This window comes from Tatumella sp. JGM118, assembly GCF_018257515.1.
GTDB classification, from domain to species: domain Bacteria; phylum Pseudomonadota; class Gammaproteobacteria; order Enterobacterales; family Enterobacteriaceae; genus Tatumella; species Tatumella terrea.
Window position 1 is genome coordinate 206,887 of sequence record NZ_JAERJR010000003.1, and the last position, 22,862, is coordinate 229,748.

The following is a 22,862-nucleotide window of genomic DNA, read 5'->3' on the forward strand; positions in this document are numbered from 1 at the left end:
AAATAAGCGAGGGGGCATCACGCCCCCTCTGCAGAAAACAGCTTAACGGTAGATAATATCGCCGGAAATAATACGCAGTATTTTTCCTTCCGCATCGGTGATCAGGATGTAATCACCGCCCATATAGGTCCAGTGACTGCCGGCAACCGGCGCCGGTAATTTTCTCAACTGCCATTTGGCAATATTGTAGGTCGCTGAACGGTACAACGGCGGAACAACATCGCCGATAGCATAGTGATGGAAATCACCAAAAACCGTATCACGATCCAGCGGATCTTTTGACGTGCCTGAAGGCGCGGTCGCGGGAGCGGAGGCTGCCGGGGCTTCTGCCGGGGCCGGAGAGGCTGCCGGTGCCGGAGAGGCCGCAGGCGCAGAAGTGACCGGGGTTACAGGGGCATCTTCCGCATTGACCTGACTGACACCCAGTAAACTCACCGTCATCAGCATGACAGATGAGGCTAAAACAAACGGCTTACGCATAAAAACTCCCTAACAAACTTTCCCACGACGGGCAGTAATAAAGGCGACAGGTTAACACAAAGGTTTATAGCTTATCCGGCACTAAGTAGAACAGCATTACGCCGCTTTTTCCTGTCCTCATCTGTGACAAGGTTTTGCAGAACATCAGCAAAGGTTTGCCGACGGCTTTTCCCTGTCCGTGACGCCAGCCAGCGACCGGTTCCCGGCTCTGCGGGTCATCTGTATCATTCTGCCAGCGTCCCCCTGCGCTCTGCACAAGGACACTTCCTCACCGACAGGCGCGAAAAGTGTGTATTACCGGATAATAACACGATCAGTGTCACAACGTACGCTACCGGTTTTTGGAGCAAGCCATCCGGCACAGCGGCCGAAACACGGACAGTAACAGACTCGCGTTGTAATCCTGTCGGACCCTCACCGAAAAACCGCCTTCATCATATCAGGCTCGTGATAAAAATCATCGTCCGAAAGCAGCCCCTTTTACCACCATCCTGTTTACCGGACCTCGATAGTCAGCAAAAAATACCCGCAGGCAGAGAGGCTCAGCGGAGCATCCGAAAACAATACTCCGCTGAGTACCGTTTTATGATACTCAGGAATAACGATACAGTGATACGCGACTAATATTGCCGGTAAGCCCGACGGTATCAGAGACGGGGCTTCGCGTCTTGCTGAGGCTTTTCCAGCCAGGGGACTTCCCGTATTTTTCCGGCAGCAGCATCTGCGTAACGGTATTCCTCCATGAATGCCTGGTACAGGCTACTATTCTTTATATCACCGGTATTAACAACCGACCGTAAAATATGAAGCAGAATATTCCCCGGTGCATAAGCATGTCGGGATAATAACGGAATGCTGCAGGAAATAATATGAAATAAACCTGTGAACCATCATCAGAAATACCCGCAGGAGTCATCTTATCTGCCCGCTTATCATTGATAACATGGCATCAACCCTGCAGCAGATTATGCCTCCGGGCGCTGCAGCGGGAATTATTCACTCGTGAAGAAGTCAATGTTACCCACTGTAATAACTAAACTTTCCTCATTATATCGCCACGTTATAACACTAAAAATATCTGTTACCCCATGTCAGATCGTTATTTCCGCAGATCGCGTAAACATCGTAAAGATCACTGGACCGGGTTTACTATGAATATATCAGTAAAGAAAAAATACTCTATTCCTCCCCGTCGATATCCACAGGGAAATAATTTCCGGCCTTACCTCATCAGCCAAAAGACGTTATGAAATAAACAGCCTGTGAAATATCGACTATGCATTAGCTTATGCGGACTTTAACTATCCCTCTGCATTCATTTACTGATAACTTATCCATAACTGGCAGCTAACGTTATTATTTATTCATCGTTTACCGGTAAGGAAAAGTGTATGTCTCTTGATTTTCGTCAGGTCAGGGAAGATGAAACGGATGACTATCAGGCGCTGATTCTGGCGGCTTATGCTGCGACGAAAGCGCTGGGTATTCATTTTGATGCCGCCAGTACCAGCCGGGAAAAAACACGGCAGCACATACAAGATCATGGGGTATACGCACTTTACGACGGAACAACACTGGTTTCATCGGCCACTGTTCGCTATCCCTGGGGCCCTCTGCCTGGCCCGTTCGGCTTGCCACACATTGGCTGGTTTGCTGCACACCCTGATTATCCTGGCAGGCATTACGGTCTGAAGGTCATGGAACAGGTAGAACGAAAAATACTGAAAGAACAATTGCGGGCTCCGGCCGTTTCACTGGGTACGGCAATCAGTCATCCCTGGCTGAAAAATATGTACCGGAAACGAGGATTTATACCTATGCACACCGCCGATTCAGGAAAAGGCCATATCACCCTGTATATGAAAAAAATCCTTGATGAGTCCGCACACACTCTCTGGCTGGCACAACAGGCATTATCGCCGATCACCAATCACCGGATAGAAGAAAAATATGACTGAATTAACTGAACCCGGCTTTTCTGAAAACCTTATCGCCTTTCGTCATGAACTGCACCGTTTTCCCGAGCTATCGAATCAGGAATTTGAAACCACTGCCCGGCTGCGTGCCCGGCTGGAATCTTACCAGATCCGCATTCTGGACCTGCCGCTGAAGACCGGATTAGTGGCCGAGGTGGGGGATCCTCAGGGCCCGCTGGTGGTATTACGCTCAGATATCGATGCGTTGCCCATTGAAGAGCAATCCGGCGTTGAATACAGTTCACAAAATCCGGGCGTCATGCATGCCTGTGGCCATGACTTTCATTGCACCGCCGCACTGGGTGCAGCCATTCTGCTAAAAAAACAGGAAGCCACGCTGAAGGGCCGGGTCAGGATCCTTTTTCAGGCCGCAGAAGAAACCGGTCAGGGCGCACCGGAGATCATTAATACCGGTGCGTTAAAGAAAGCATTTGCGATCTTCGGGTTACATAATGATCCCACCTTGCCTGCCGGTGTTATTGGCACGAAAGCGGGAGCGCTGACGGCGGCGGTGGATAAATTCAGGATCACTATCACCGGTACGGGTAGTCATGCCGCCCGTCCCCATGAGGGCAATGACCCCATAGTCATCGCCGGTCAGCTGGTCACGGCATTACAGACGCTGATCAGCCGGAATACACCTTCCGCCGATAATGCCGTGGTCTCTGTCACACAGATGCACAGCGGTACGACATGGAACGTTATCCCGGACAGTGCCTGGCTGGAAGGCACAGTTAGGACGTTTTCGCCCGCGACACGTCAGCTGATTGAGACCCGTTTACGAAATCTGCTGAACGGCATTGCCGCTGGGTTTGAGGCTGAAATCCGCCTGGATTGGCAGGCCGGTCCGCCACCGGTCATTAATGATGCCGGCTGGGCCGGTTTTGCGCTTCAGCAAGCCACCACCAGCGGTTTTGAAGCCAGAGAGGTTGAAGCCAGCCCCATTGGTGAAGATTTTGCATTTTATCAGCAGCAACTTCCCGGAGCGTTTGTGATGGTGGGAACAGGCCAGCAGTATGCTTTACATCACCCTGCCTTCCGCATCAATGATGATGTTCTGTTACCGGTTTCCCGCTATCTCGCTCGTCTTGCAGAGAGGGCTTTGCAGTCAGAAAACAACCAGCCGGCAGACCATCACTGAAACGCAGCATAGCCCGGTGATCCCCTGCCCGCCGGACCAGGGTGGCCGTCTCAGCCATACAGGATCCTGTCATTTGTTGCCGTCTTACGGATCCGGTGTGTTGGTGCCGGGGAGAAAGGTGACTAACCTCGCCAAAAGAATGCCTCCTGTCGGCCGCTTAACTCACGACCCGGATCGGCTGGCCCGCCAGCCAGGCCTGTCCGTTTTCGGCCAGTTGCTGCAAAGCGCACTGCCTGGCCCCGGTCGTACTCCAGGCCACATGCGGCGTGATCAGCAGATTCGGAATATCGCCGGTCAGTAACGGATGGTTGTGCGGAGGGGGTTCCTGACTCAGTACATCCAGCGCCGCGCCGGCAAGCCGTCCCTCCCGTAACGCCCCGGCCAGGGCAGTGTCATCGATCAGACCGCCCCGGGCCGTATTGATCAGCAATGCTGAGCGTTTCATCAGCCCGAGCCGCCGCGTGTTTATCAGCCCGGCCGTTTCCGGCGTCAACGGACAATGCAGGCTCACGATATCGGCAAGGGGCAGCAGTTCATCCAGAGCGATTTTATCCTGCGGACCCTCACGTCCGGGGAGTCCGGCAAAGCTGACCTGCATTCCGAAGGCCTCCGCCAGATACGCCACCCGACGTCCCAGCTCACCCTGCCCGACAATCGCCAGCCGTTTATCGTTCAGCCCGCTGATCGGATAATCCGTCAGACAAAAACGATCAGCCGCAGACCATTGGCCGGCACTGACCAGTGCAGAATAACGGGCCACATGATTTGTCAGCGCCAGTATCAGCGCCAGAGTATGCTGAGCGACAGCATGCGTGCCATACCCCTGGCAGTGACATACGGTGATCCCCAGCCGCCGTACCGCAGCAAGATCGACCGCATTCGTCCCCGTGGAGGCCAGCAGGATCAGCTTCAGCCGCGGCAGCCGGCCAAGGATCTCTGCCGGCAAATGAAGATCGCTGACAATCGCGACCTCCGCCCCGGCCAGACGTTCAGCTATCTGCGCGGGAGTGGTGTGAAGATGCAACGTCAGGTCAGGAAATACCCGATACAGGGCCGCCGCATCAAGGTCTCCGAAATCCAGAGACGCATAATCTAAAAATACGGCACCGCCCGTGAACGTTGCTGTGTCGGGGGATAGCGGCAGGGATGTCATACGACTACTCCATAAATGAGGGATCGCTTTTCATCAATAACAGCTTCATTTCCTCGAAATGCCGGCGGGAAAAGTCGGTAATTTTCTCCCAGTCCTGAGCTGTTTTTTCAGCGACTTCATCGGAAAGCACTTTCAGCGGCTGACCGGTGGACCAGGCGGTGGTCAGGATCCGGCAGGCACGCTCCAGGGTATAAATATCATCGAAGGCTTCTCCCACATTCCCTGAAGTCACCATCACACCGTGGTTTCCCATCAGTAGTCGTTGTTTGCCCTGCAGCAAGGCAGAAAGTCGTTTGCCTTCCGATTCCGTATCCGCCATGCCGCCATATAACGTATCGACCGCCACCCGCCGGAAATAGCGTGCCGTGTTCTGATCGATGGGGGGGATCACCGGATCCGCCAGGCAGGATATGGCGGTGGTATACACCGGATGCAGATGCAGCACCACCCGCACTTCCGGTAACTGCTGATGGATCTGCCCGTGGATCGCCCAGGCGGTAGGATCCACATCGTCCCGCAGGCCGTCCTCCGGGTTATCGGCATCCAGCAGCAGTAAATCGCTGGCCCGGAGTCGCGAAAAATGTACCCATTTCGGGTTAATCAGAAATTTTTTACCGTCTTCAGACACGGCTGCACTGAAATGGTTAGCGACGGCTTCATGCATATCCAGTTGAGCCGAAAGCCGGAAGACGGCCGCCAGATCAATACGTAATTGCTGCTCAGGTGTTAACGACATACTTTTCTCGCTCTCTCAGAGGTGGTGCCGGACGCTATCAGATACCCCACGTTGTTCCGGAGATCATCCGGCCAGCGTGACGTCTTTCAGAAAATCTGCGACCCTTGCATTGCTGCCCTGCCGTAGCAGTCCGGGGGCTTCATCTACGACAACCCGCCCTTTTTCCATAAAGACAATCCGGTCAGATACCCCGAAGGCAAAGTTCATTTCATGGGTGACGATGACCATGGTGATCCCTTCCTGGGCCAGGCTCTCAATCACGCCAAGGACTTCATTAACTTTCTCCGGGTCCAGCGCCGATGTGGGTTCGTCGAACAGCATAATCTGTGGCCGCATCATCAACGCCCGGGCGATAGCCACTCGTTGCTGCTGGCCGCCTGACAACTGGTGAGGATATTTGCAGGCATGTTCCAGCATGCCCACTTTCTGCAGTAATGCACAGGCATGGTGCAACCGTGAAGCCTTATCACCGATATGGTGATACTGCGGTGCCAGTAGTAAGTTGTCCATCACCGTCAGGTGGGGAAATAAATTAAAGCTCTGAAAGACCATCCCGATATTTAATCGCAAGGCCGTATTTTCGGTAAATACCGGTAACGATGCGCCAGACTGCTTCAGATGAATAAAGGATTCACCGTTCATTTTCACTTCCCCCTGGTCCAGTTTTTCCAGACCATTGAGCAAACGAATCAATGTGGTTTTCCCGGACCCGGAAGGCCCGATCACCGAGACCACCTCACCCGCATTGACACTCAGATCCACCGCACCGAGGACTTCGACGTTGTTATACGCTTTATGTAACCGCCGCGCTGACAGCGCCGGAACCTCTCCCCGCGTTGCGGCAGGGCTGACTACCGCGACGGGGGTCTGCGCCAGTTCCAGCCATTGCGAAGGGACCTGTCGTCCTTTTTTGCGCGTAACATCCAGATATTTCTCCAGCTGTTTCAGCAAAAAATCAAACACGGTCACGACCAGAATGTAGTAGAAAGCGACCGCCGTCATCGTTTCCATGACCAGAAAGTTTTCTGAATACAGGCGCTGTCCCACCAGCAGAATCTCCGTCAGAGAAACTATAGAGACCAGGGAGGTCAGTTTGACGATAGAAATATATTCGTTGGCAAGCCCGGGCAGAGCGACGCGCACCGCCTGCGGAATAATGATCTTCCACTGGATACCGCCATAGGCCAGCCCCAGCGCCCTTCCGGCCTCGTACTGCCCTTTGTTTATCGACAACAGGCCGCTGCGGTGAATTTCTGCCATATAGGCGGTTTCACTCAGTACCAGCGCGATCAGCCCGGCGTAAAACGGATTACTCAATACCCCCGACGTGGACGGAATGGCCTGTGGCATGTTGTAGACAAAAATCAGTAACACCAGCAATGGCAGGCTGCGAAAGAACCAGATATACAGATTTGCCAGAAAACGCAGAACGGGCTTTGCGGACTGCTTAGCCAGTGCCAGCCCGAAGCCCAGTACCATACTGATAGCCCAGGCTAACAGACTCAGCCGGATCACGGTCCAGGTGGCCCACCAGAAATCCGTATCTTTGAACAGGCTGAATAAATAACTCCAGTCAAACGTCATATGCGCGCCCTTTATTCTGCTTTGACGTCAGTATTCGCACGAGGGCTGCGAAACCACAGCGGCAGATACTGAGGAACGGAGAGGATCTCCTTCACCTCCATCCTCAGGGCTTTTGGCATCGCTGAAAATTATTAAATATGTTGGCCCTGACACTAAAAAAACTAACCGCGGTCGTTGACCCCGGACGGTAAAAAAATAACTCACCGGCAACGATGTTATCCGGGACCCTGCCCACCCAAAAACCACACAATAACAAGGGAATTGATGGCATGTTAATTGCTTGATCATAGGAAATGGCTATGACCGGAGAGAACTAATGGCTAACTATACGCTGCGCCAACTGAAGTATTTTATTACCACGGTGGAATGCGGCAGTGTGGCAGAAGCCTCACGTAAGCTGTATATCGCGCAGCCTTCCATTTCCACGGCGATTAAAGGACTGGAAGACAGCTTCGGGGTACAACTCTTTATCCGACACCATGCGCAGGGAGTCTCACTGACGCCGTCCGGTGCACGCTTTTATCGTAAGGCCCAGAAACTCCTGCGTATGGCCCATGAGTTTGAACAAAACGCGCTGGCCGATAACGATATTGTTGCGGGACAGATTGATATTGGCTGTTTTGAAACCGTTGCCCCGCTGATCCTGCCTAAACTGATTGCCGGTTTCAAACAACGCTACCCGGGGGTCGAGTTTATCCTGCGGGATGGCGAACAGCATGAACTGGTGCAGGGACTGACTGCCGGCAGTTTCGATCTGGCGTTATTGTATAAACATGAGCTGGATAAGAGTATTACCACCGAGCCTCTGATGCCTCCTTCCAGGCCCTATGTCTTATTGCCGGCAGGCCACCGTTTTTCTCAACAGCAATCGGTATCGCTGAAAGATCTCGCGTCCGAACCGATGATCCTGCTCGATGTACAGCCAAGCCGTAACTATTTCGTCGATCTGTTCACGCAGGCCGACCTGACCCCTAACATTGTGTTCAGTTCGCCCTCCATCGAAATGGTGCGCGGTATGGTCGGTCACGGGTTCGGGTTCGCCTTACTGGTAACCTGTCCGCACAGCCCGTTCAGTTATGATGGTAAGCCGCTGGTCACGCTTGAAATCAGCGAAGAAGTGGAAGGCTCGGGTCTTTCTGCCGCCTGGCTGACCCGGACACAGCTGACCAAACCGGCACGATTATTTGTTGATTTCTGTAAAGAAATGCTGGCTGAGGATGCCTGAAAACGATCCCGCCGGGGATCAGTCTGACGACTGCATCCACCGGCAAAGGTTCTGCAGCATCGCGCTGCACTGATCCAGTTGATCGATGGCCACGTATTCATCGGGCTTATGACCCTGATCCATATTTCCCGGGCCACAGACCAGGGTCGGTATGCCTGCTTCATGGAATAATCCACCCTCTGTGCCATAGGGCACCGTACCGGCGTCGCTGACGCCGCTCCAGGCCATAATCTGCCGCGCCGCCACGGATTCAACGTCCGTACACAGGCCCGGATACTCGCTCAGCCGGGTAAAACGGATATCGCACGTCTCCTCAGTCTGTTTCATCTGCGGTATCAACTGCTGTCTGGCGAAGCCGGTGATCGCATCCAGCGTAGCCTGCGGGGAACTGTCGGGGAGATGACGTAATTCAAAATCAAAACTGCATTCCGCAGGGACGATGTTGAGGGCATTCCCGCCGCAGATCACTCCGGTATGTAATGTGCTGAAGGGCGGAGAAAAACGGCTGTCCTGATGCTGCTTCAGCGTCTCCGCCAGAGTGCACATATGGCTTATCAGTCTGGCCGCATATTCCACCGCATTGACCCCTTCCGGGGCGTAAGCAGAATGACAGGCATGCCCCCGGACATGACAACGCATGGCCGCTTTCCCTTTATGACCGAATACCGGGCGCATTCCGGTCGGCTCCCCCACAATACAGAGCGCCGGTTTACACGGCTGGTCATGGATAGCATCGATCAGACTTCTTACCCCCAGACAGCCAACCTCTTCATCATAGGAGAAGGCCAGATGCAGCGGGACATGCAGTGGCGCGGTCAGAAAATCCGGCAGAGCGGCCAGCACACAGGCGATAAAGCCTTTCATATCCGCAGTGCCGCGTCCGTAATACCTGCCCTGCTGCTCGGTCAGTTGAAAAGGAGGCATCTGCCAGACTTGTCCCTGAGCCGGGACTACGTCGGTATGTCCGGACAACATCACCCCGCCCGCAGTCACCGGCCCGATCCGCGCATATAAATTGGCTTTACTGCGTTCAGAGTTATAGATCAGCTGATGGGTTATCCCGAGTTCAGAAAGATACCCGGCTATCGCCTCAATCAACTGCAGGTTCGACAGCCGGCTGGTAGTATCGAAGGCAATCAGCCGCGAGAGCCACTCTTTGACATTAACGTTCATCGCCGGGGACTCCGTAGCCCGGGGCTAATGAGGGATCGATAGCCCGTAAAATATAGTCGTCCATTTGCGGTTCATAGCTACGCCACAGCCGTTGCAGTTCACCGATCGGATCGTTATCTGCCCAGTCGACACGAAGATCAACCACCGGCCAGACCAGGTCTCCCACCACTTTCAGTGCCGCCGAGTGCACCGGGCCGGCTTCGCCCCCTTCCGCCAGTCCCGCCTGCAGGGCGACCAATAATCGTTCGGCAAGCAATCCACTGGCGTCTTCGAAAGCCTTCACCATCGCGTCGACAACCTTCGGGGTCCGGAGCATATTACCGCCCGCCACACAGTCTTTACCGGCAACACCGCGGTGGGTCCCCAGCGTTTTTTCGCCACTAAAAAAAGCCGTATTTCCCCCGGCATCAATCGCCAGTACCTGCCGGTATTCGCTGTACCCCTGACTAAAAAGAACCTCTTTAATCGCCTGTACCGGCGGGCTGGCCTGTTCAAGCCTGGCGAGGATCTGTGGCCCGAGGGCCGGCAGGGTGATGTTCTGACTGGAGACGGCCCCCACACCGGCACGCAGCCAGGGGCAGCGCGCACCTACCGCAATACTGGATGAGCTGATTGCAATACCGAGCTGTCCGGTCTCCGCACAACGGGCGGCTATAGAAAATGTCATCGTCGCACCTCAGATTATTCAGTGGATTGTGTATCAGGGATCACTGCAATCACATCAATTTCCATCAGCCATTGTGGCTGAGCTAACGCGGAAACGACCAGTCCGGTGGAGATCGGAAATACACCTTTCAGCCACTTACCGACCTCCTGATAGACCGGCTCGCGGTAGCGGGGGTCGATCAGATAGGTCGTCGTTTTCACAATATGTGACAACTCGCTGCCCGCTTCTTCCAGCAACTGCTTCACATTTTTCATCGCCTGCTCTGCCTGGGCACGCGCATCGCCCAGTCCGACCAGACGCCCTTCAAAGTCTGTACCGACCTGACCGCGGACATAAACGGTATTGCCCGCACGCACGGCCTGACATAAATCATTGTCCAGAGACTGGTTCGGGTAAGTCTCTTTGGTATTAAACATTCGGATCCGGGTATGGGTCGGTGTTGTCATAGGATACGTCCTTCCTTCGGTCATGATGAGAGATCCGGCACGGTCTGCCCCCGTTAACCGGTATGTGATGTCTGCGCGGGGATATCTTAGTCATGCTCGTGCTGCATCTCCGTTACCGGCATCCGGCAACCATGACCCCGCAGTCTGATAACGGCCATCATCACCGGAGGCCGGCGGCAGAGAAATTATTTTTTTTATACTGACTGCCCAGCTAAATACTTATCAGATTTTCTCTGTCATCGGGGACTGCCCGATGACAGAGAAAAAAAAACGCAGACGGCCGCCCTGTCGCGGCTCTCCGCCTCAGGCACCGATATCGGATAAAAGCCGGTTTTGGGTTTTGGGTTGTGTGTTGGGTTCGGCCTGTGTATTTTCCTGAGTCCGGGTCCGGATCGGGGTCTGAGTCAGGGTTGGATTGGGGTCTGAGCAGGATTTGGATTGAGGTCTGAGCAGGATTTGGATTGAGGTCTGAACCGGGGTTGGATTGGGGTCTGAGCAGGGGTTGGATCGGGGTCTGAGTCGGGGTCCGGATCGGGGTCTGAGTCGGGTTGGGGGCCGGGTTCAGTCTTCGGCTGCAGGGGGTAAAGGGCGCAACAGAGCGTAATCACAAAAAAGCCGGACCCGACGTCCGGCAGGATAAACAGGAGATCCTGAGTGGCTCAGCAATCTGAGGGGTCAGAAACGTAACGAAAGACAGGACAAACTGCCATCCATCCGTTTAAATTCACTGGTATCCAGGGTCACCACAGGCATGCCTGTCTGACGGAGGATTTCCCGGGTGACAGGATATCCCTCCGGCATCACCAGGGTGCCGTTAATCAGTAAGGTATTCCCGGCATAGGCTTCATCATCGGGGATCACCAGCCGCCGGAACCCGGCAAACGCGGGCAGAGCTTCATACGCCGACGTCATCAGCAGCGTATTCTGACCAATATAATTCACCACACTCTTCAGATGCAGTCCGGAATCCACCGCAACCGGCGTCACCCGGTAGCCTAAGGGCGCCACCACCGTGGCAAACTCATCAAGCCCGGCCATATTGGTGCGTCGGGTCATCCCGATAAAAAAGTGTTTATCCGCCAGTAACACATCCCCGCCATCAAGCTGCCCTTTATCACTCATCACATACAGCGGGCGATACTTCTCCAGTTCAGGTGCCAGCAATGCACCTTCCCCCTGACGACTGAGTACCCCGGAATGTGTGATAATGGCAAGCTCAGGAAGGATCACCGCCGGGTCTTCCACAAAGTGTGCATCCGGAAAATCTGGCTCTGCCGGCAGGATAGTGACCCGGATCCCCAGTTCCAGCATAATTTCGATATACCTGAAAAATTGCTGGCGGGTTTTCCCGCTATCCGGCCGCCCGTCATCCGCTGTGGTTTGCCCTTCCGCGCAATTCAGGGCCGGTAACCGGGTTATGACTTGTGTAAATTTCATGACCACCTCTTACGATAACCTCAGAATAAACACTCACTCCCCGGGAACACGGAGACCGCTTACAGGACAGCTTCGCGGTCTGCCAGCCCCGGTTCAGACAAAAAAAACCGCAGTCACTCTGTCTGCGGTTTTATGATTATCAGCTCTTCAGAGAAGCTCTTTATAACAGGTCACGGCTATCAGATACCGTTTTCCTGCAATGATGGTTCAGAGCGGTTGTTGCGCTGACGACGGTGGATCACCATCCCTGCCAGTACGACGAGTAACGCCAGAATACCGGTCGCAATAATCTCGCTACGGTGGGCAGGCATAAACAACATTGAGCAGAGGATACCCACAATCACCACTATCACCGCGTAGGTCAGGCCAGGGAACAGCCACATTCTGTAATCCAGCACCTCACCCCGTGCTTCCATACGTTTACGCATCACCAGATGCGAGCAGGAGATGACCAGATACACCAGCAAGGCAATCGCGCCTGAGCTGGCCAGCAGGAAGTCAAACACTTCTGCCGGTGCAAAGTAGTTCGCAAACACCGCCAGGAACGCGGCCGCGGTGGAAGACAATACGGCCACCCACGGTGTTCCGCTGTTACTGGTTTTCGCCGCTGCCGCAGGGGCATCTTTACGGGTGGCCAGTGAATAGAGCATACGTGATGAGGTATAAAGGGCAGAGTTCAGACAGCTACACACCGCGGTCAGCACCACGATATCGACAATCAGCCGGGCATGCGGAATATTCATCAGTTCCAGCACCGTCTGATAAGACCCGTTTTTTGCCAGTGCCGGGGTATTCCAGGGCACCAGAGAGACAATAAACAGGATAGATAACAGGTAGAACAGAGAAATACGCCAGATAACGGAGTTCGTTGCCCGTGAAATTTCACGGCCCGGGTTTTTAGATTCAGCCGCCGCAATCGTGACAATCTCGGTGCCCATAAAAGAGAACATGGTGGTCAGGATAGCCGCCAGCACTGCACCGAAGCCGTGGGGCATAAAGCCGCCGGTATCGTATAAATGCGACATACCGCTGACCTGACTACCAGGCATCAGACCGAAGATAGCCACACATCCCAGCACCAGGAACGCCACAATCGCAACGACTTTCACCAGCGCCAGCCAGAACTCAAATTCACCGTAATGTTTCACACTAAACAGGTTACTTGCCGTCAGTAGCAGGGTGATCACCAGCGTGAACTGCCAGATAGCCACCTGCGGGAACCACGCGTTAAGAATGGTCGCCGCGGCATTGGCTTCCAGCGGGATCACCAGCACCCAGAACCACCAGTATAACCAGCCGATGGTAAACCCGGCCCAGCGGCCCAGGGCTTTTTGTGCATAAGTGGAAAACGACCCGGAGTCGGGGGTACTGACGGCCATTTCCGCCAGCATACGCATAATTAATACTACCAGCCCGCCGGCGATAATATAGGCGATCAGAACAGCGGGTCCGGCTTCAGCAATCGCATGGCCGGAACCGACAAATAATCCCGCGCCGATCACACCGGCAATCGAGAGCATACGGATATGACGGGATTTCAGCCCCGGAGATAATGAATCAGTACCAGAAGAAGTAACGCTCATGGTTTTCCCTCATAATAGTTTTTTTGCTAAGTGACTGAAGATTCAGTCACCTGCGGTTGAGCGGGAAGTACTTTACCAGGCTGTCCGGAGAGGAACGGTCTCCGGAACAGCACATGAGAAACTCTCGTGATCAGGCAGCGTTTTCCTGCAGTGCCCGGGTCAGGATGGTCAGTCCCTGACGGAACTGTTCCGTCGGGATGGTCAGAGGGTACAGGAAGCGGATAACATTGCCTTTCTGTCCACAGGTCAGCAGTAATAAACCGGCTTCCATGGCGGCCGCCTGCACCTTACGGGCAACGTCTGCCTGATGGAATTCCACGGCCACCATCGAGCCCAGTCCACGAACTTCGTTGATGGCCGGACAACGGGCCTGCAGCTCCTGCAGACAACTCACCAGCTCACCGCCCAGTTGTACTGAACGCTGACACAGCTGTTCTTCATCGATGGCATCCAGTACCGCATGTGCTGCTGCAATCGACAGCGGGTTACCGGCATAGGTACCCCCCAGACCGCCCGGGTTCGGGGCATCCATCACTTCTGCGCGACCAGCCACGGCTGACAGCGGGAAGCCACCGGCCAGGCTTTTCGCCATGGTGATAATGTCAGGTTTCACATCGAAGTTTTCCATCGCAAACAGCGTCCCGGTACGGGCAAACCCGGTTTGCACCTCATCGGCAATCAGCAGGATGCCATGTTTGTCTGCCAGTTCGCGTAGCGCGGTCATAAAGGCGTTCGGTGCCACACGGAAACCACCCTCACCCTGTACTGGCTCCAGCACGATAGCCGCCACGTTATGAGGCGCAATATCGTAATGGAAGATATCGTCCAGGCTGTTCAGGGCCTGCTCAACAGTGACTTCTTTTTCATCCGGGAAACGTCCGTGGAACACGGAAGGAACCATCGGCCCGAAATCCTGTTTGTAAGGAGACACTTTTCCGGTCATCGCCATCGTCATCATGGTACGACCATGGAACGCGCCACCGAAGGTGATCACGCCGTGACGGCCGGTATAGCTGCGGGCAATCTTCACCGCGTTCTCTACCGCTTCTGCACCGGTAGAGAAGAAAGCCGTTTTAGCCGGGCCTTCCACCGGAACACGCTGGTTAATACGTTCCGCCAGAGAGATATAACTTTCGTAAGGCACGATCTGGAAAGCCGTATGCGTGAATTTATCCAGCTGTGCTTTGACCGCCGCCACGACTTTCGGATGGCGATGCCCGGTATTCAGTACCGCGATGCCACCAGCAAAATCAATAACTTCACGTCCTTCAGTATCCCAGAGTGTGGCATTCTCGGCTTTGCTGGCATACCAGTCACACATGACAGCATTGCCACGTGGCAGCGCATTTTGCTTGCGTTGGTTTAATGTATTTTTAGAATCGCTCATGATGTTCCTGCCTCGTTAATCTGGCTGATGGACTTTTATTAATAAACTCCGTTTATTTATCCTGCCATTTGAGGTAGTTTCCAGAGCCATTCATCATCAAAATGAGGGAGCCAATTGCGGACACTCTATACCGACCACCTTCTGGAGCGTTTACAGTTTGAGCAGCATGGCAGACTGCATCAGCGCGTCCTGCGGGTCTTACAGCAGGCAATTATCGACGGTGTCTTTCCGCCGGAAACACGCTTGCCATCGACCCGTGATTTAGCAAAACAATTGGGCGTTTCACGTAACACCGTGATGAATGCCTATGACAGCTTGCTGGCAGAAGGTTATGTCACATCCCGCACCGGCAGCGGAACACGGGTAGCCAGCACCCTGCCTGAGTTCTGCCTGAACAGTGCGCAATCCGCTGAGCCTCCTCATCCCGCGCAGACCCAGCCGCCCAGCCTTTCGTCACGCGGTGCCGCACTGCTCGGTTATGCCACAGCCTCCCCGCATCAGTGGGGGGCTTTTGTGCCCGGCGCTCCGGATGTGACGGCGTTCCCGCATAAAACACTGAGTAAAATCCAGGCGAAACTGCACCAGCAACCGGAAATCGACCAGCTTATTTACAGTAATGGCGGCGGATGCCCGCACCTGCGTCAGGCGCTGGCGGATTATCTACGGGTTGTCCGTTCCATCCGGGCCGATGCCGATCAGATAATCATTACCGAAGGGATCCACCAGGCCGTTGACCTGGTATCCAGGGTACTCTGTGACCAGAATGATCCGGTCTGGATAGAGGAACCTGGCTATTGGGGAACCCGTAACCTGTTGAGGATCAACGGACTGGATGTGCATGCTGTTCCGGTCGATGAAGAAGGGATGATCCCCGAAATTACCGCCCGCCATCCGGCCCCGAAAATGGTGTTTGTCACCCCCTCCCACCAGTATCCGTTAGGGGTTCACCTGAGCCTGAGTCGCCGGAAACATCTGCTGGCGATGGCACGTCGTCATCGTTTCTGGATAATTGAAGACGATTATGACAGCGAATTTCGCTTCTCAGGCAGCCCGTATCCTTCGCTACAGGGCCTGGAAGAAGATGCTCCGGTACTTTATATGGGGACCTTCAGTAAAACGCTCTATCCCGCGTTGCGTATCGGTTATCTGGTGGTCCCCAAAAACCTGCAGCAACCCTTGCGCACGGCAGCGGCCGAGTTATATCGCGGAGGACATTTAATTATTCAGCGGGCGGTATCGGAATTTATCAGCCAGGGCCATTATGCGGCCCATATCCGCCGGATGCGCCTGCTCTACAGTCAGCGGCGACGGTTTCTGCTGGGGCTTATCCAGCGGTATCTGGGTGAAGCCTTTATGCCACCCTATAACCATGATGCAGGGCTGCATCTGGTACTGAGATTACCGGATAAGAGTGATGATGTTGCCATTGCCCATGACGCACTGCGTAAAGGTGTCAGCGTGCGACCATTATCGCAATATTACATGCAACGTCAGAAAAAACGCGGGTTACTGCTGGGATATGCCTGTGTTAATGAACAGCAGATTTTCACGGCGTTTCATCTGCTGAGACAATGTCTGATCAATGCCGGACTTTGTCGCGTGCGCCCTCTGTCACCGGGCGATAGCTAAAAAAATACCCTGTCTGCTAAGACAGGGTAGGATTCAGATTAACGGCGGTTACGCCAGACCGTCTGAATGTTACAGAACTCATGCAGTCCGAAGTGGTTTAGCTCACGGCCATAACCGCTTTTCTTCACACCCCCGATGGTTACCCGTGGATCTGAAGCGCCATAACCGTTAATAAAGACGGCGCCGGTCTCCAGAGTGAGCGCGAAGTGATCCGCCACGGCTTCATTCGCGGTCCATACGGTCGCACTCAGACCGAAATCGCTATTGTTAGCCAGTTCCAGCGCATGGTCGGCATCTTTTGCAGTGATCAGGGCCGCGACAGGACCAAAGATCTCCTGGCGGAACGCGGTCATTGACTCAGTGACATCGGCCAGAATCGTCGGCGCATAATAGTTACCGGCGCCCTCAATCTTCTCACCACCGCACACCAGACGCGCGCCCTGCTTCAGGGTTTCAGTGACCTGATTGTGCAGTTCATCACGCAGATCATAACGCGCCATCGGACCGAGGTAGTTCGCTTCATCCAGCGGGTCGCCCATCTTCAGCGCCTGTACCGCCGCCAGGAAGCGGGCTTCAAATTCAGCCGCCACCGGCGCTTCGATAATAAAGCGTTTTGCGGCCATGCAGACCTGTCCGGTATTCTGATAACGACCGGCTACTGCCGCTTTTACCGCTTCGTCCAGATCCGCATCGGCCAGCACGATAAACGGGTCGGAACCGCCCAGTTCCAGAACCGTTTTCTTCAGTGCTGCACCGGCCTGGCTGGCAATCGCTGCACCCGCACCGACACTGCCGGTCACGGCCACGGCGGCAACACGCGGGTCTTTGATCAGTGAAGATACGCCCTCATTGGTCACATTCAGTAATTCGAATGTCCCTTCCGGGAAGCCTACGGTATTCATCACATCCTGTAGTAACGATGCACATCCCATGACGTTCGGCGCATGTTTCAGGACATAAGTATTCCCCGCCAGCAGCATCCCGGCGGCCCCGCGCAGCACCTGCCAGTAAGGGAAGTTCCACGGCATCACCGCGAGGATCACGCCCAGCGGACGAAACTCCTGCCAGGCTTGCTGATTTTCCACCTGGGTCGGCTGTGCCGCCAGGACGGCCGGGCCATTGTCCGCATACCATTCACATACCTGCGCACATTTGTTGACCTCGGCACGGGCCTGGGCGATCGGCTTACCCATCTCCAGGGTCATCATTTCCGCCAGTTCATCACAACGTTCACGCAGACGAACCGCTAGGGTGCGTAATACTTCAACACGATCATCCATCGAAGTGACCCGCCACTCTTTCAGAGCGGTAGTACTGCGCTGCAGGCTGCTTTCGATGGCATCGCTCCCCTGAAACGGATAACGGGCAATTTCCTCACCGGTAGTGGGGTTCAGAGATAATGCATAATCAGTCATAAGAAATCCTTACTGCAATGTCAGGGAGAATGGATACACCATACGCCGGGCAAATGATGATTTAAAATGAATATTTATAAAGAAGTTGCTCACAAATTAAGAAAACCTTCTGCGATGCTTTGCAGACGACCTGCCGCTGCTTTCCCGGTGCCCCTGCCCTTCCGGCCGGGATCACACTTTGCTGAAATACCAGCACGTTCACATCAAAAGTCCATCAGAAGGCGCATCGGTTAATTATAATCGACTCTTTTACAGGATGATCCTGGTCAGACCGCCTATGATAAAAATAACCGTCTGTCTGCTGACGTATAATTCCGCACGCACCCTGGAGGCCGTGTTAGCCCCGGTTTTTCAGTTTGCCGATCAGGTCATTGTCCTCGACTCCGGCAGCAATGATGAGACCTTGTCTGTCTGCCGTCAGTACGGTATTGAGCCACGCTACTGCCCGTATGAAATGCACGGTAAACAGATGAATAACGCGATCGCCCTGGCAGAGCATGACTGGGTTTTTTGTCTGGACAGTGATGAGATCCTCGATGAGGCCACTATCACTTACCTGCGCCGGTTAAAAGACTCACCTGCCCCCTTACCCCCGGAGCAGGCGTGGTGCATCTCACGCTACTGGTACGTGCTGGGAGAACAGGTTAAGACGATTTATCCGGTCTCCTCCCCCGACTATCCTGTACGTCTGTTTAACCGTACCGTTGCCCGGTTTAATGACCGTCCGGTCGACGATGAAGTCACCGGCCCGGTGCTGACGCAGATAATCCCGGGCCATGTGCGGCATGATACCTTTTACTCATTACATGAAATGTTCAGCAAAATGAATGCTTACACCACCCGGCTGGTCCGTTTCCGGAAAATCCGGCCTTCACTGTTGCGCGGAGTGATCAGCGCCATCGGGGCATTTTTCAAATGGTATCTGATGAGTGGCGCCTGGCGGCAAGGCAAGGTCGGTGCCGCCACCGGCCTGTATGCCACTCTCTACAGTTTCCTGAAATATTTTAAAGCCTGGTATCAGCAGACGGACAAATAACCGTCAGCAGATCCGACCGGCGCAGGGACGTGCTCCGCCAGCCTGTATGCCACTCTCTACAGTTTCCTGATATATTTTAAAGCCGGGTATCAGCAGACGGACGAATATCCGGCAGCAGCCGGCACAGAGACGTGCTCCGCTGGCTGTTGCCGGTCAGGCCATGGATACCCGCGCTCAGGGCCAGGGCTCACGCTGATGCTCCTCTTCCGGCGGGTGCTGCACGGCAGCCTTCTCCTCTTCCGGCATCGCGGCCGGGTCGGTAACAGTTTCTGCCGCCTCATCTTCCGGCGTGGTCACCATCGTGTTCTGAATATCTTCTTCATCCAGCGTCGGGTTCAATGCCGCTGCCAGCGGTGAACTCACCAGACCATCGGTCAGAGGGACGTGCGGAACCTGGCTTTCCTGCAGCGCAACCGGGACCGGCGATCTGAACCAGGTCAGGCCGATAATCACCACGCCACAGAGGGCAAAAAACAGATACAACATATTGCCCCCCAGAGGCTGCATGACCGCACCGGTGAGGAGTGGCCCGATACTCGCCCCGATACCATAGGACATCAGCAGACATGCGGTCAGAGAGACACGGCGTTCAGCCACAATCCGGTCGTTGGCCATCGCCACCGCCAGCGGATATAACGCAAACTGCATCATACTGACCACAAAAGAAATACTGAGGATAGCGATAAAACTCAGATGTTCCATGAATGCCAGCGGGAGCGAGACGACCAGAAATAAAATCGCGATAAAAAAGAGCAGATGCCCGCGATCATAACGGTCGGATAACCAGCTCAGCGGAAACTGCGTCACCAGTCCGGCAAAAATAGTGGCAGCCATAAAGGTACCGATCTGTGAGGTGGACAGCCCCATCTGGCTGGCGTAGACCGGTGCCATGCCATAGAACGCGCCGATCACCATGCCGGTGATCAGGGTAATGATCAGGATTTTCGGGATTTTCTTCAGAAAATAGCCCAGTTCCAGCGGAGCCGGTGACATGGGCTGCACTTTTGTTCGTGTGGTTAAGGCAATCGGTACCAGACACAAGGCAAAACAGAGGGCAACGATCAATAACGGTAGCATACCGAAGCCGGTTTCCAGCGATAAGATAATCTGCCCTGCAGATAACCCCAGGTATGTCGCCACCATATAAAAACCGAAAATAACGCCACGCTGATCAGACTCTGCCTGATCATTGAGCCAGCTTTCCAGCACCATATACTGGCTCATCATGCATAACCCGATGATAAAGCGCAGCACAATCCAGACCGGAATATAGCTACTGAGTCCGTGACCAATGACTGACGCGGTAATAATCCCGGCACAGGCGACATAGGCACGGATATGTCCCACACGGGCAATCAGGTTATGCCCAATCTTTCCGCCGACCACCAGCCCGACATAGTTTGCTGCGGTGATCAGACCAATCATCGTACCGCTCACATTTTCGTGGGCCAGTCTCAATGAAACATAGGTTGTCAGCAGGCCGGAGCCGAGCAGCATCAGAAGTGTGGTGGTGTACAGGGGCAGAAAGGTATTGAGGATTTTTTGCATTACATCTCCCTGAGTGCAGTTCACAGGATGCGATAACGCCGGAAAAACATGCTGACCGGGGCCGTTCCCCGGCCCCGCAGAGAATGGCAGAGGCTTCCCCCTGCCGGGTCAATCATCCTTACAAGTGCGGAAAATTGATATGATTTCCAGGTGCTTCCCGGTGTAAATGAATAAAGTTCAGATGGCGTTCATATTGATCAAGGATATCAATGATCACCTGCTCTTTACTGTAGTCCATTAAATCATTGCCCTGGCTCCCTTCAAGCAAAAAAGTTTCCAGGCGATAGTAACTGGACTTGCCGCTGCGTGCCCGATAGGTGAAGCCGGGAATCGAATACTTCTGTGGCCAGATCTCATAAACAAAGTTCTGCTCTTCCCCCAGATTCACGGTCAGAGAAAGATGGCCCAGGTCGTCATCCCCTTCCGGCAGCAGGTTTTCAGAGGTCACATGCGCACCGCGTAATTCGAGCTCCTTCGCCACTTCCTGCATCGCCGGCCAGCAGGTCTGCTCAAGCATTTCGCGGGTATACCCGGTGCCCGGATAGTTCATCAACCGGGAAAGCCGTTTTTTCCAGCTACGGCGGTCATGGGCCGTTGCCAGATAAGGCGCGGTATCACGGCTGGCACTGACACGACGGTAATCTTCAACCTTCAGCGATTTATACAGCCCCGCCATCACAAAGAAAATGACGAAACTGAACGGCAGCCCCATGATCACGGTGGTACTTTGCAGCGCCGAAATCCCGTTAGCCATCAGCATTCCCAGCGTCAGTACCCCAATAACGATAGACCAGAAGATACGGATCCAGTTAGGGGCATCACTGTTGATATCTTTCAGACGCGAGGTGAAGTTCCCCAGCACCAGCGCCCCCGAGTCCGCAGAGGTCACATAAAACAGCAGGCCGGTAATGGTGGCCACCGACGCACTGAAGGTAAAGGCCGGATATTGTGCCAGCAGGTTATAAAAACCGCGCTCAGGATGCTGCATAACATCGTTGGCGAAGCTGAGGTTACCGTGAATAATCTGGTAGAGCGCAGCATTTCCGAACACCGACAGCCACAACAGGGTAAAGGCAAACGGAATAATCAGGGTGCCAAGCACAAACTCGCGGATGGTACGGCCACGGGAGATACGCGCCAGAAACAGGCCGACAAACGGCGACCAGGCCACCCACCAGGCCCAGAAAAACAGGGTCCAGTTATTCATCCATTCGGTCGGACGATCAAAAGCAAAGGTGTTCAGCGTCATACCCATAAAGCGGTTAATATAATCACCGACATTCAGCACCAGCGCATTCAGTAAAAATTCGGTATTGCCGAAGAATAAAACAAAGAGGATCAAGCCCAGCGCCAGCAGGACATTAAGTTCGGAGAGCAACCGGATCCCTTTATCCACCCCGGAGGTGACCGAAATGGTCGCGATAACCACCGAGAGCACGATCAGGGCGGCTTTAGTACTGAGGCTGTCCGGGATGTGAAATAACACATTCAACCCGTAATTCAGCTGTACCACACCAATTCCCAGCGTGGTCGCGATCCCAAAAATGGTACCCACCACGGCGGCGATATCTACCGTATGCCCGATAGGGCCGTTTACCCGTTTACCAAATATCGGGTATAAGGCCGAACGGATGGTCAGAGGGAGGTTATAGCGATAACTGAAGTAGCCCAGCGCTATTCCCATCAGGGCATACATCGACCAGCCGGTCACTCCGTAATGGAATAAGGTCCAGACCATCGCTTGTCTGGCGGCTTCCAGTGTCTGACCCGACCCTTCCGGGGGTTGCATATACTGGGTAACCGGTTCGGCAACCGAGAAAAACATCAGGTCAATACCGATACCTGCGGCAAACAGCATGGCCGCCCAGCTCGGTAAGCTGAACTCCGGTTTTGAGTGTTCGGGGCCAAGTTTAATCGCACCAAAGCGTGATCCGGCCATAAACAGAACGAAGACGATATACAGGGTCGCGGCCAGCATGTAATACCAGCCAAAAGTGGCGGACACCCAGTTGACTGTCGACTGAATTATCCTGGCTGAGGTGTCGCTGAAGAAGAATGTCATCAGCGAAAACAGCAAAATTAATCCTGCGGAGGTGTAAAACACCACCGGGTTAATTCTGTCTTTTCCTTCGGCGGGCGGGTGATTCATTCAATACCTCCGGTAACTAAGCGATGTGAAAACTGCAGGCTTGCCCGTGGGTGTCCGTGGATAACCCCCGGACACCCACGGGCTGACAATAGTCTCT

General features: G+C 54.2%; 19 protein-coding genes. 5 read left to right on the plus strand and 14 right to left on the minus strand.

Annotation, left to right across the window (positions count from 1 at the left end):
- Positions 1-42: 42 nt before the first annotated feature.
- Positions 43-480: an RcnB family protein gene (locus JK223_RS05070; protein WP_371813064.1), complete on the minus strand. Its 438-nt coding sequence runs from the start codon at positions 478-480 to the stop codon at positions 43-45.
- A 64-nt stretch (positions 481-544) separates the two neighbouring features.
- Entirely contained in the window at positions 545-736 is a 192-nt protein-coding gene (locus tag JK223_RS05075; protein WP_212713131.1) for a hypothetical protein, read from the minus strand.
- Positions 737-1,871: 1,135 nt separating this feature from the next.
- Between JK223_RS05075 and JK223_RS05080 the strand changes: the two genes are divergently transcribed.
- Positions 1,872-2,438, plus strand: a complete 567-nt coding sequence (locus tag JK223_RS05080; protein ID WP_212713132.1) for a GNAT family N-acetyltransferase — start codon at positions 1,872-1,874, stop codon at positions 2,436-2,438.
- Positions 2,431-3,597: an amidohydrolase gene (locus tag JK223_RS05085; protein WP_212713133.1), complete on the plus strand. Its 1,167-nt coding sequence runs from the start codon at positions 2,431-2,433 to the stop codon at positions 3,595-3,597. Before JK223_RS05080 ends, JK223_RS05085 begins: the two co-directional genes overlap by 8 nt.
- Positions 3,598-3,754: 157 nt before the next feature.
- On the opposite strand, the gene JK223_RS05090 is transcribed toward JK223_RS05085, so the two are convergent.
- From JK223_RS05090 to JK223_RS05100, 3 genes are all read right to left on the minus strand, one after another.
- Positions 3,755-4,750: an NAD(P)-dependent oxidoreductase gene (locus JK223_RS05090; RefSeq protein WP_212713134.1), complete on the minus strand. Its 996-nt coding sequence runs from the start codon at positions 4,748-4,750 to the stop codon at positions 3,755-3,757.
- Positions 4,751-4,754: 4 nt separating this feature from the next.
- Positions 4,755-5,486: a class II aldolase and adducin N-terminal domain-containing protein gene (locus tag JK223_RS05095; protein ID WP_212713135.1), complete on the minus strand. Its 732-nt coding sequence runs from the start codon at positions 5,484-5,486 to the stop codon at positions 4,755-4,757.
- A 63-nt stretch (positions 5,487-5,549) separates the two neighbouring features.
- Positions 5,550-7,070: an amino acid ABC transporter permease/ATP-binding protein gene (locus JK223_RS05100; protein ID WP_212713136.1), complete on the minus strand. Its 1,521-nt coding sequence runs from the start codon at positions 7,068-7,070 to the stop codon at positions 5,550-5,552.
- Between the two features lie 316 nt (positions 7,071-7,386).
- Between JK223_RS05100 and JK223_RS05105 the strand changes: the two genes are divergently transcribed.
- Entirely contained in the window at positions 7,387-8,295 is a 909-nt protein-coding gene (locus JK223_RS05105) for a LysR family transcriptional regulator (RefSeq protein ID WP_212713137.1), read from the plus strand.
- 18 nt (positions 8,296-8,313) lie between these two features.
- Here JK223_RS05105 and argE read toward each other — a convergent pair whose 3' ends face one another.
- The 6 genes from argE to gabT all read right to left on the minus strand — a co-directional run bounded on the left by argE (position 8,314) and on the right by gabT (position 14,988).
- Entirely contained in the window at positions 8,314-9,468 is a 1,155-nt protein-coding gene (gene argE / locus JK223_RS05110) for an acetylornithine deacetylase (RefSeq protein ID WP_212713138.1), read from the minus strand.
- Positions 9,458-10,135 (minus strand): DUF1028 domain-containing protein, encoded by a 678-nt coding sequence (locus tag JK223_RS05115; protein ID WP_212713139.1) that lies wholly within the window; start codon positions 10,133-10,135, stop codon positions 9,458-9,460. Before JK223_RS05115 ends, argE begins: the two co-directional genes overlap by 11 nt.
- Positions 10,136-10,149: 14 nt before the next feature.
- Positions 10,150-10,581, minus strand: coding sequence for a RidA family protein (locus tag JK223_RS05120; RefSeq protein WP_212713140.1), 432 nt, complete (start codon positions 10,579-10,581; stop codon positions 10,150-10,152).
- 675 nt (positions 10,582-11,256) lie between these two features.
- Complete coding sequence (locus JK223_RS05125) at positions 11,257-12,018, minus strand: dimethylarginine dimethylaminohydrolase family protein (protein WP_212713141.1); 762 nt, start codon at positions 12,016-12,018, stop codon at positions 11,257-11,259.
- Positions 12,019-12,197: 179 nt separating this feature from the next.
- On the minus strand, positions 12,198-13,601 hold the full coding sequence (gene gabP, locus JK223_RS05130; RefSeq protein WP_212713142.1) for a GABA permease: 1,404 nt from the start codon (positions 13,599-13,601) through the stop codon (positions 12,198-12,200).
- 130 nt (positions 13,602-13,731) lie between these two features.
- Positions 13,732-14,988 carry a 4-aminobutyrate--2-oxoglutarate transaminase gene (gene gabT, locus JK223_RS05135; protein ID WP_212713143.1) on the minus strand — a complete coding sequence of 419 codons (1,257 nt, stop codon included), beginning with the start codon at positions 14,986-14,988 and terminating at the stop codon, positions 13,732-13,734.
- A gap of 114 nt (positions 14,989-15,102) precedes the next feature.
- Between gabT and JK223_RS05140 the strand changes: the two genes are divergently transcribed.
- Entirely contained in the window at positions 15,103-16,617 is a 1,515-nt protein-coding gene (locus JK223_RS05140) for a PLP-dependent aminotransferase family protein (protein ID WP_212713144.1), read from the plus strand.
- Positions 16,618-16,655: 38 nt separating this feature from the next.
- On the opposite strand, the gene JK223_RS05145 is transcribed toward JK223_RS05140, so the two are convergent.
- Positions 16,656-18,032 carry an aldehyde dehydrogenase family protein gene (locus JK223_RS05145; protein WP_212713145.1) on the minus strand — a complete coding sequence of 459 codons (1,377 nt, stop codon included), beginning with the start codon at positions 18,030-18,032 and terminating at the stop codon, positions 16,656-16,658.
- A gap of 277 nt (positions 18,033-18,309) precedes the next feature.
- On the opposite strand from JK223_RS05145, the gene JK223_RS05150 reads away from it, so the two are divergent.
- Positions 18,310-19,068, plus strand: coding sequence for a glycosyltransferase family 2 protein (locus tag JK223_RS05150; RefSeq protein ID WP_212713146.1), 759 nt, complete (start codon positions 18,310-18,312; stop codon positions 19,066-19,068).
- A gap of 174 nt (positions 19,069-19,242) precedes the next feature.
- Here the strand turns inward: JK223_RS05150 and JK223_RS05155 are convergent, their stop codons facing one another.
- Both JK223_RS05155 and JK223_RS05160 read right to left on the minus strand, forming a co-directional pair.
- The gene (locus JK223_RS05155) at positions 19,243-20,616 is read right to left on the minus strand and encodes an MFS transporter (RefSeq protein WP_212713147.1); all 1,374 of its coding nucleotides are present in this window, start codon (positions 20,614-20,616) and stop codon (positions 19,243-19,245) included.
- A gap of 118 nt (positions 20,617-20,734) precedes the next feature.
- Entirely contained in the window at positions 20,735-22,765 is a 2,031-nt protein-coding gene (locus JK223_RS05160; RefSeq protein ID WP_212713148.1) for a choline transporter, read from the minus strand.
- Between the last annotated feature and the right edge of the window lie 97 nt (positions 22,766-22,862).

Coding starts and splice junctions, on each gene's coding strand:
- JK223_RS05070 (WP_371813064.1), bottom strand. CDS start 480: ATGCGTAAGCCGTTTGTTTTAGCCTCATCTGTCATGCTGATGACGGTG.
- JK223_RS05080 (WP_212713132.1), top strand. CDS start 1,872: ATGTCTCTTGATTTTCGTCAGGTCAGGGAAGATGAAACGGATGACTAT.
- JK223_RS05085 (WP_212713133.1), top strand. CDS start 2,431: ATGACTGAATTAACTGAACCCGGCTTTTCTGAAAACCTTATCGCCTTT.
- JK223_RS05090 (WP_212713134.1), bottom strand. CDS start 4,750: ATGACATCCCTGCCGCTATCCCCCGACACAGCAACGTTCACGGGCGGT.
- JK223_RS05095 (WP_212713135.1), bottom strand. CDS start 5,486: ATGTCGTTAACACCTGAGCAGCAATTACGTATTGATCTGGCGGCCGTC.
- JK223_RS05100 (WP_212713136.1), bottom strand. CDS start 7,070: ATGACGTTTGACTGGAGTTATTTATTCAGCCTGTTCAAAGATACGGAT.
- JK223_RS05105 (WP_212713137.1), top strand. CDS start 7,387: ATGGCTAACTATACGCTGCGCCAACTGAAGTATTTTATTACCACGGTG.
- argE (WP_212713138.1), bottom strand. CDS start 9,468: ATGAACGTTAATGTCAAAGAGTGGCTCTCGCGGCTGATTGCCTTCGAT.
- JK223_RS05115 (WP_212713139.1), bottom strand. CDS start 10,135: ATGACATTTTCTATAGCCGCCCGTTGTGCGGAGACCGGACAGCTCGGT.
- JK223_RS05120 (WP_212713140.1), bottom strand. CDS start 10,581: ATGACAACACCGACCCATACCCGGATCCGAATGTTTAATACCAAAGAG.
- JK223_RS05125 (WP_212713141.1), bottom strand. CDS start 12,018: ATGAAATTTACACAAGTCATAACCCGGTTACCGGCCCTGAATTGCGCG.
- gabP (WP_212713142.1), bottom strand. CDS start 13,601: ATGAGCGTTACTTCTTCTGGTACTGATTCATTATCTCCGGGGCTGAAA.
- gabT (WP_212713143.1), bottom strand. CDS start 14,988: ATGAGCGATTCTAAAAATACATTAAACCAACGCAAGCAAAATGCGCTG.
- JK223_RS05145 (WP_212713145.1), bottom strand. CDS start 18,032: ATGACTGATTATGCATTATCTCTGAACCCCACTACCGGTGAGGAAATT.
- JK223_RS05150 (WP_212713146.1), top strand. CDS start 18,310: ATGATAAAAATAACCGTCTGTCTGCTGACGTATAATTCCGCACGCACC.
- JK223_RS05155 (WP_212713147.1), bottom strand. CDS start 20,616: ATGCAAAAAATCCTCAATACCTTTCTGCCCCTGTACACCACCACACTT.
- JK223_RS05160 (WP_212713148.1), bottom strand. CDS start 22,765: ATGAATCACCCGCCCGCCGAAGGAAAAGACAGAATTAACCCGGTGGTG.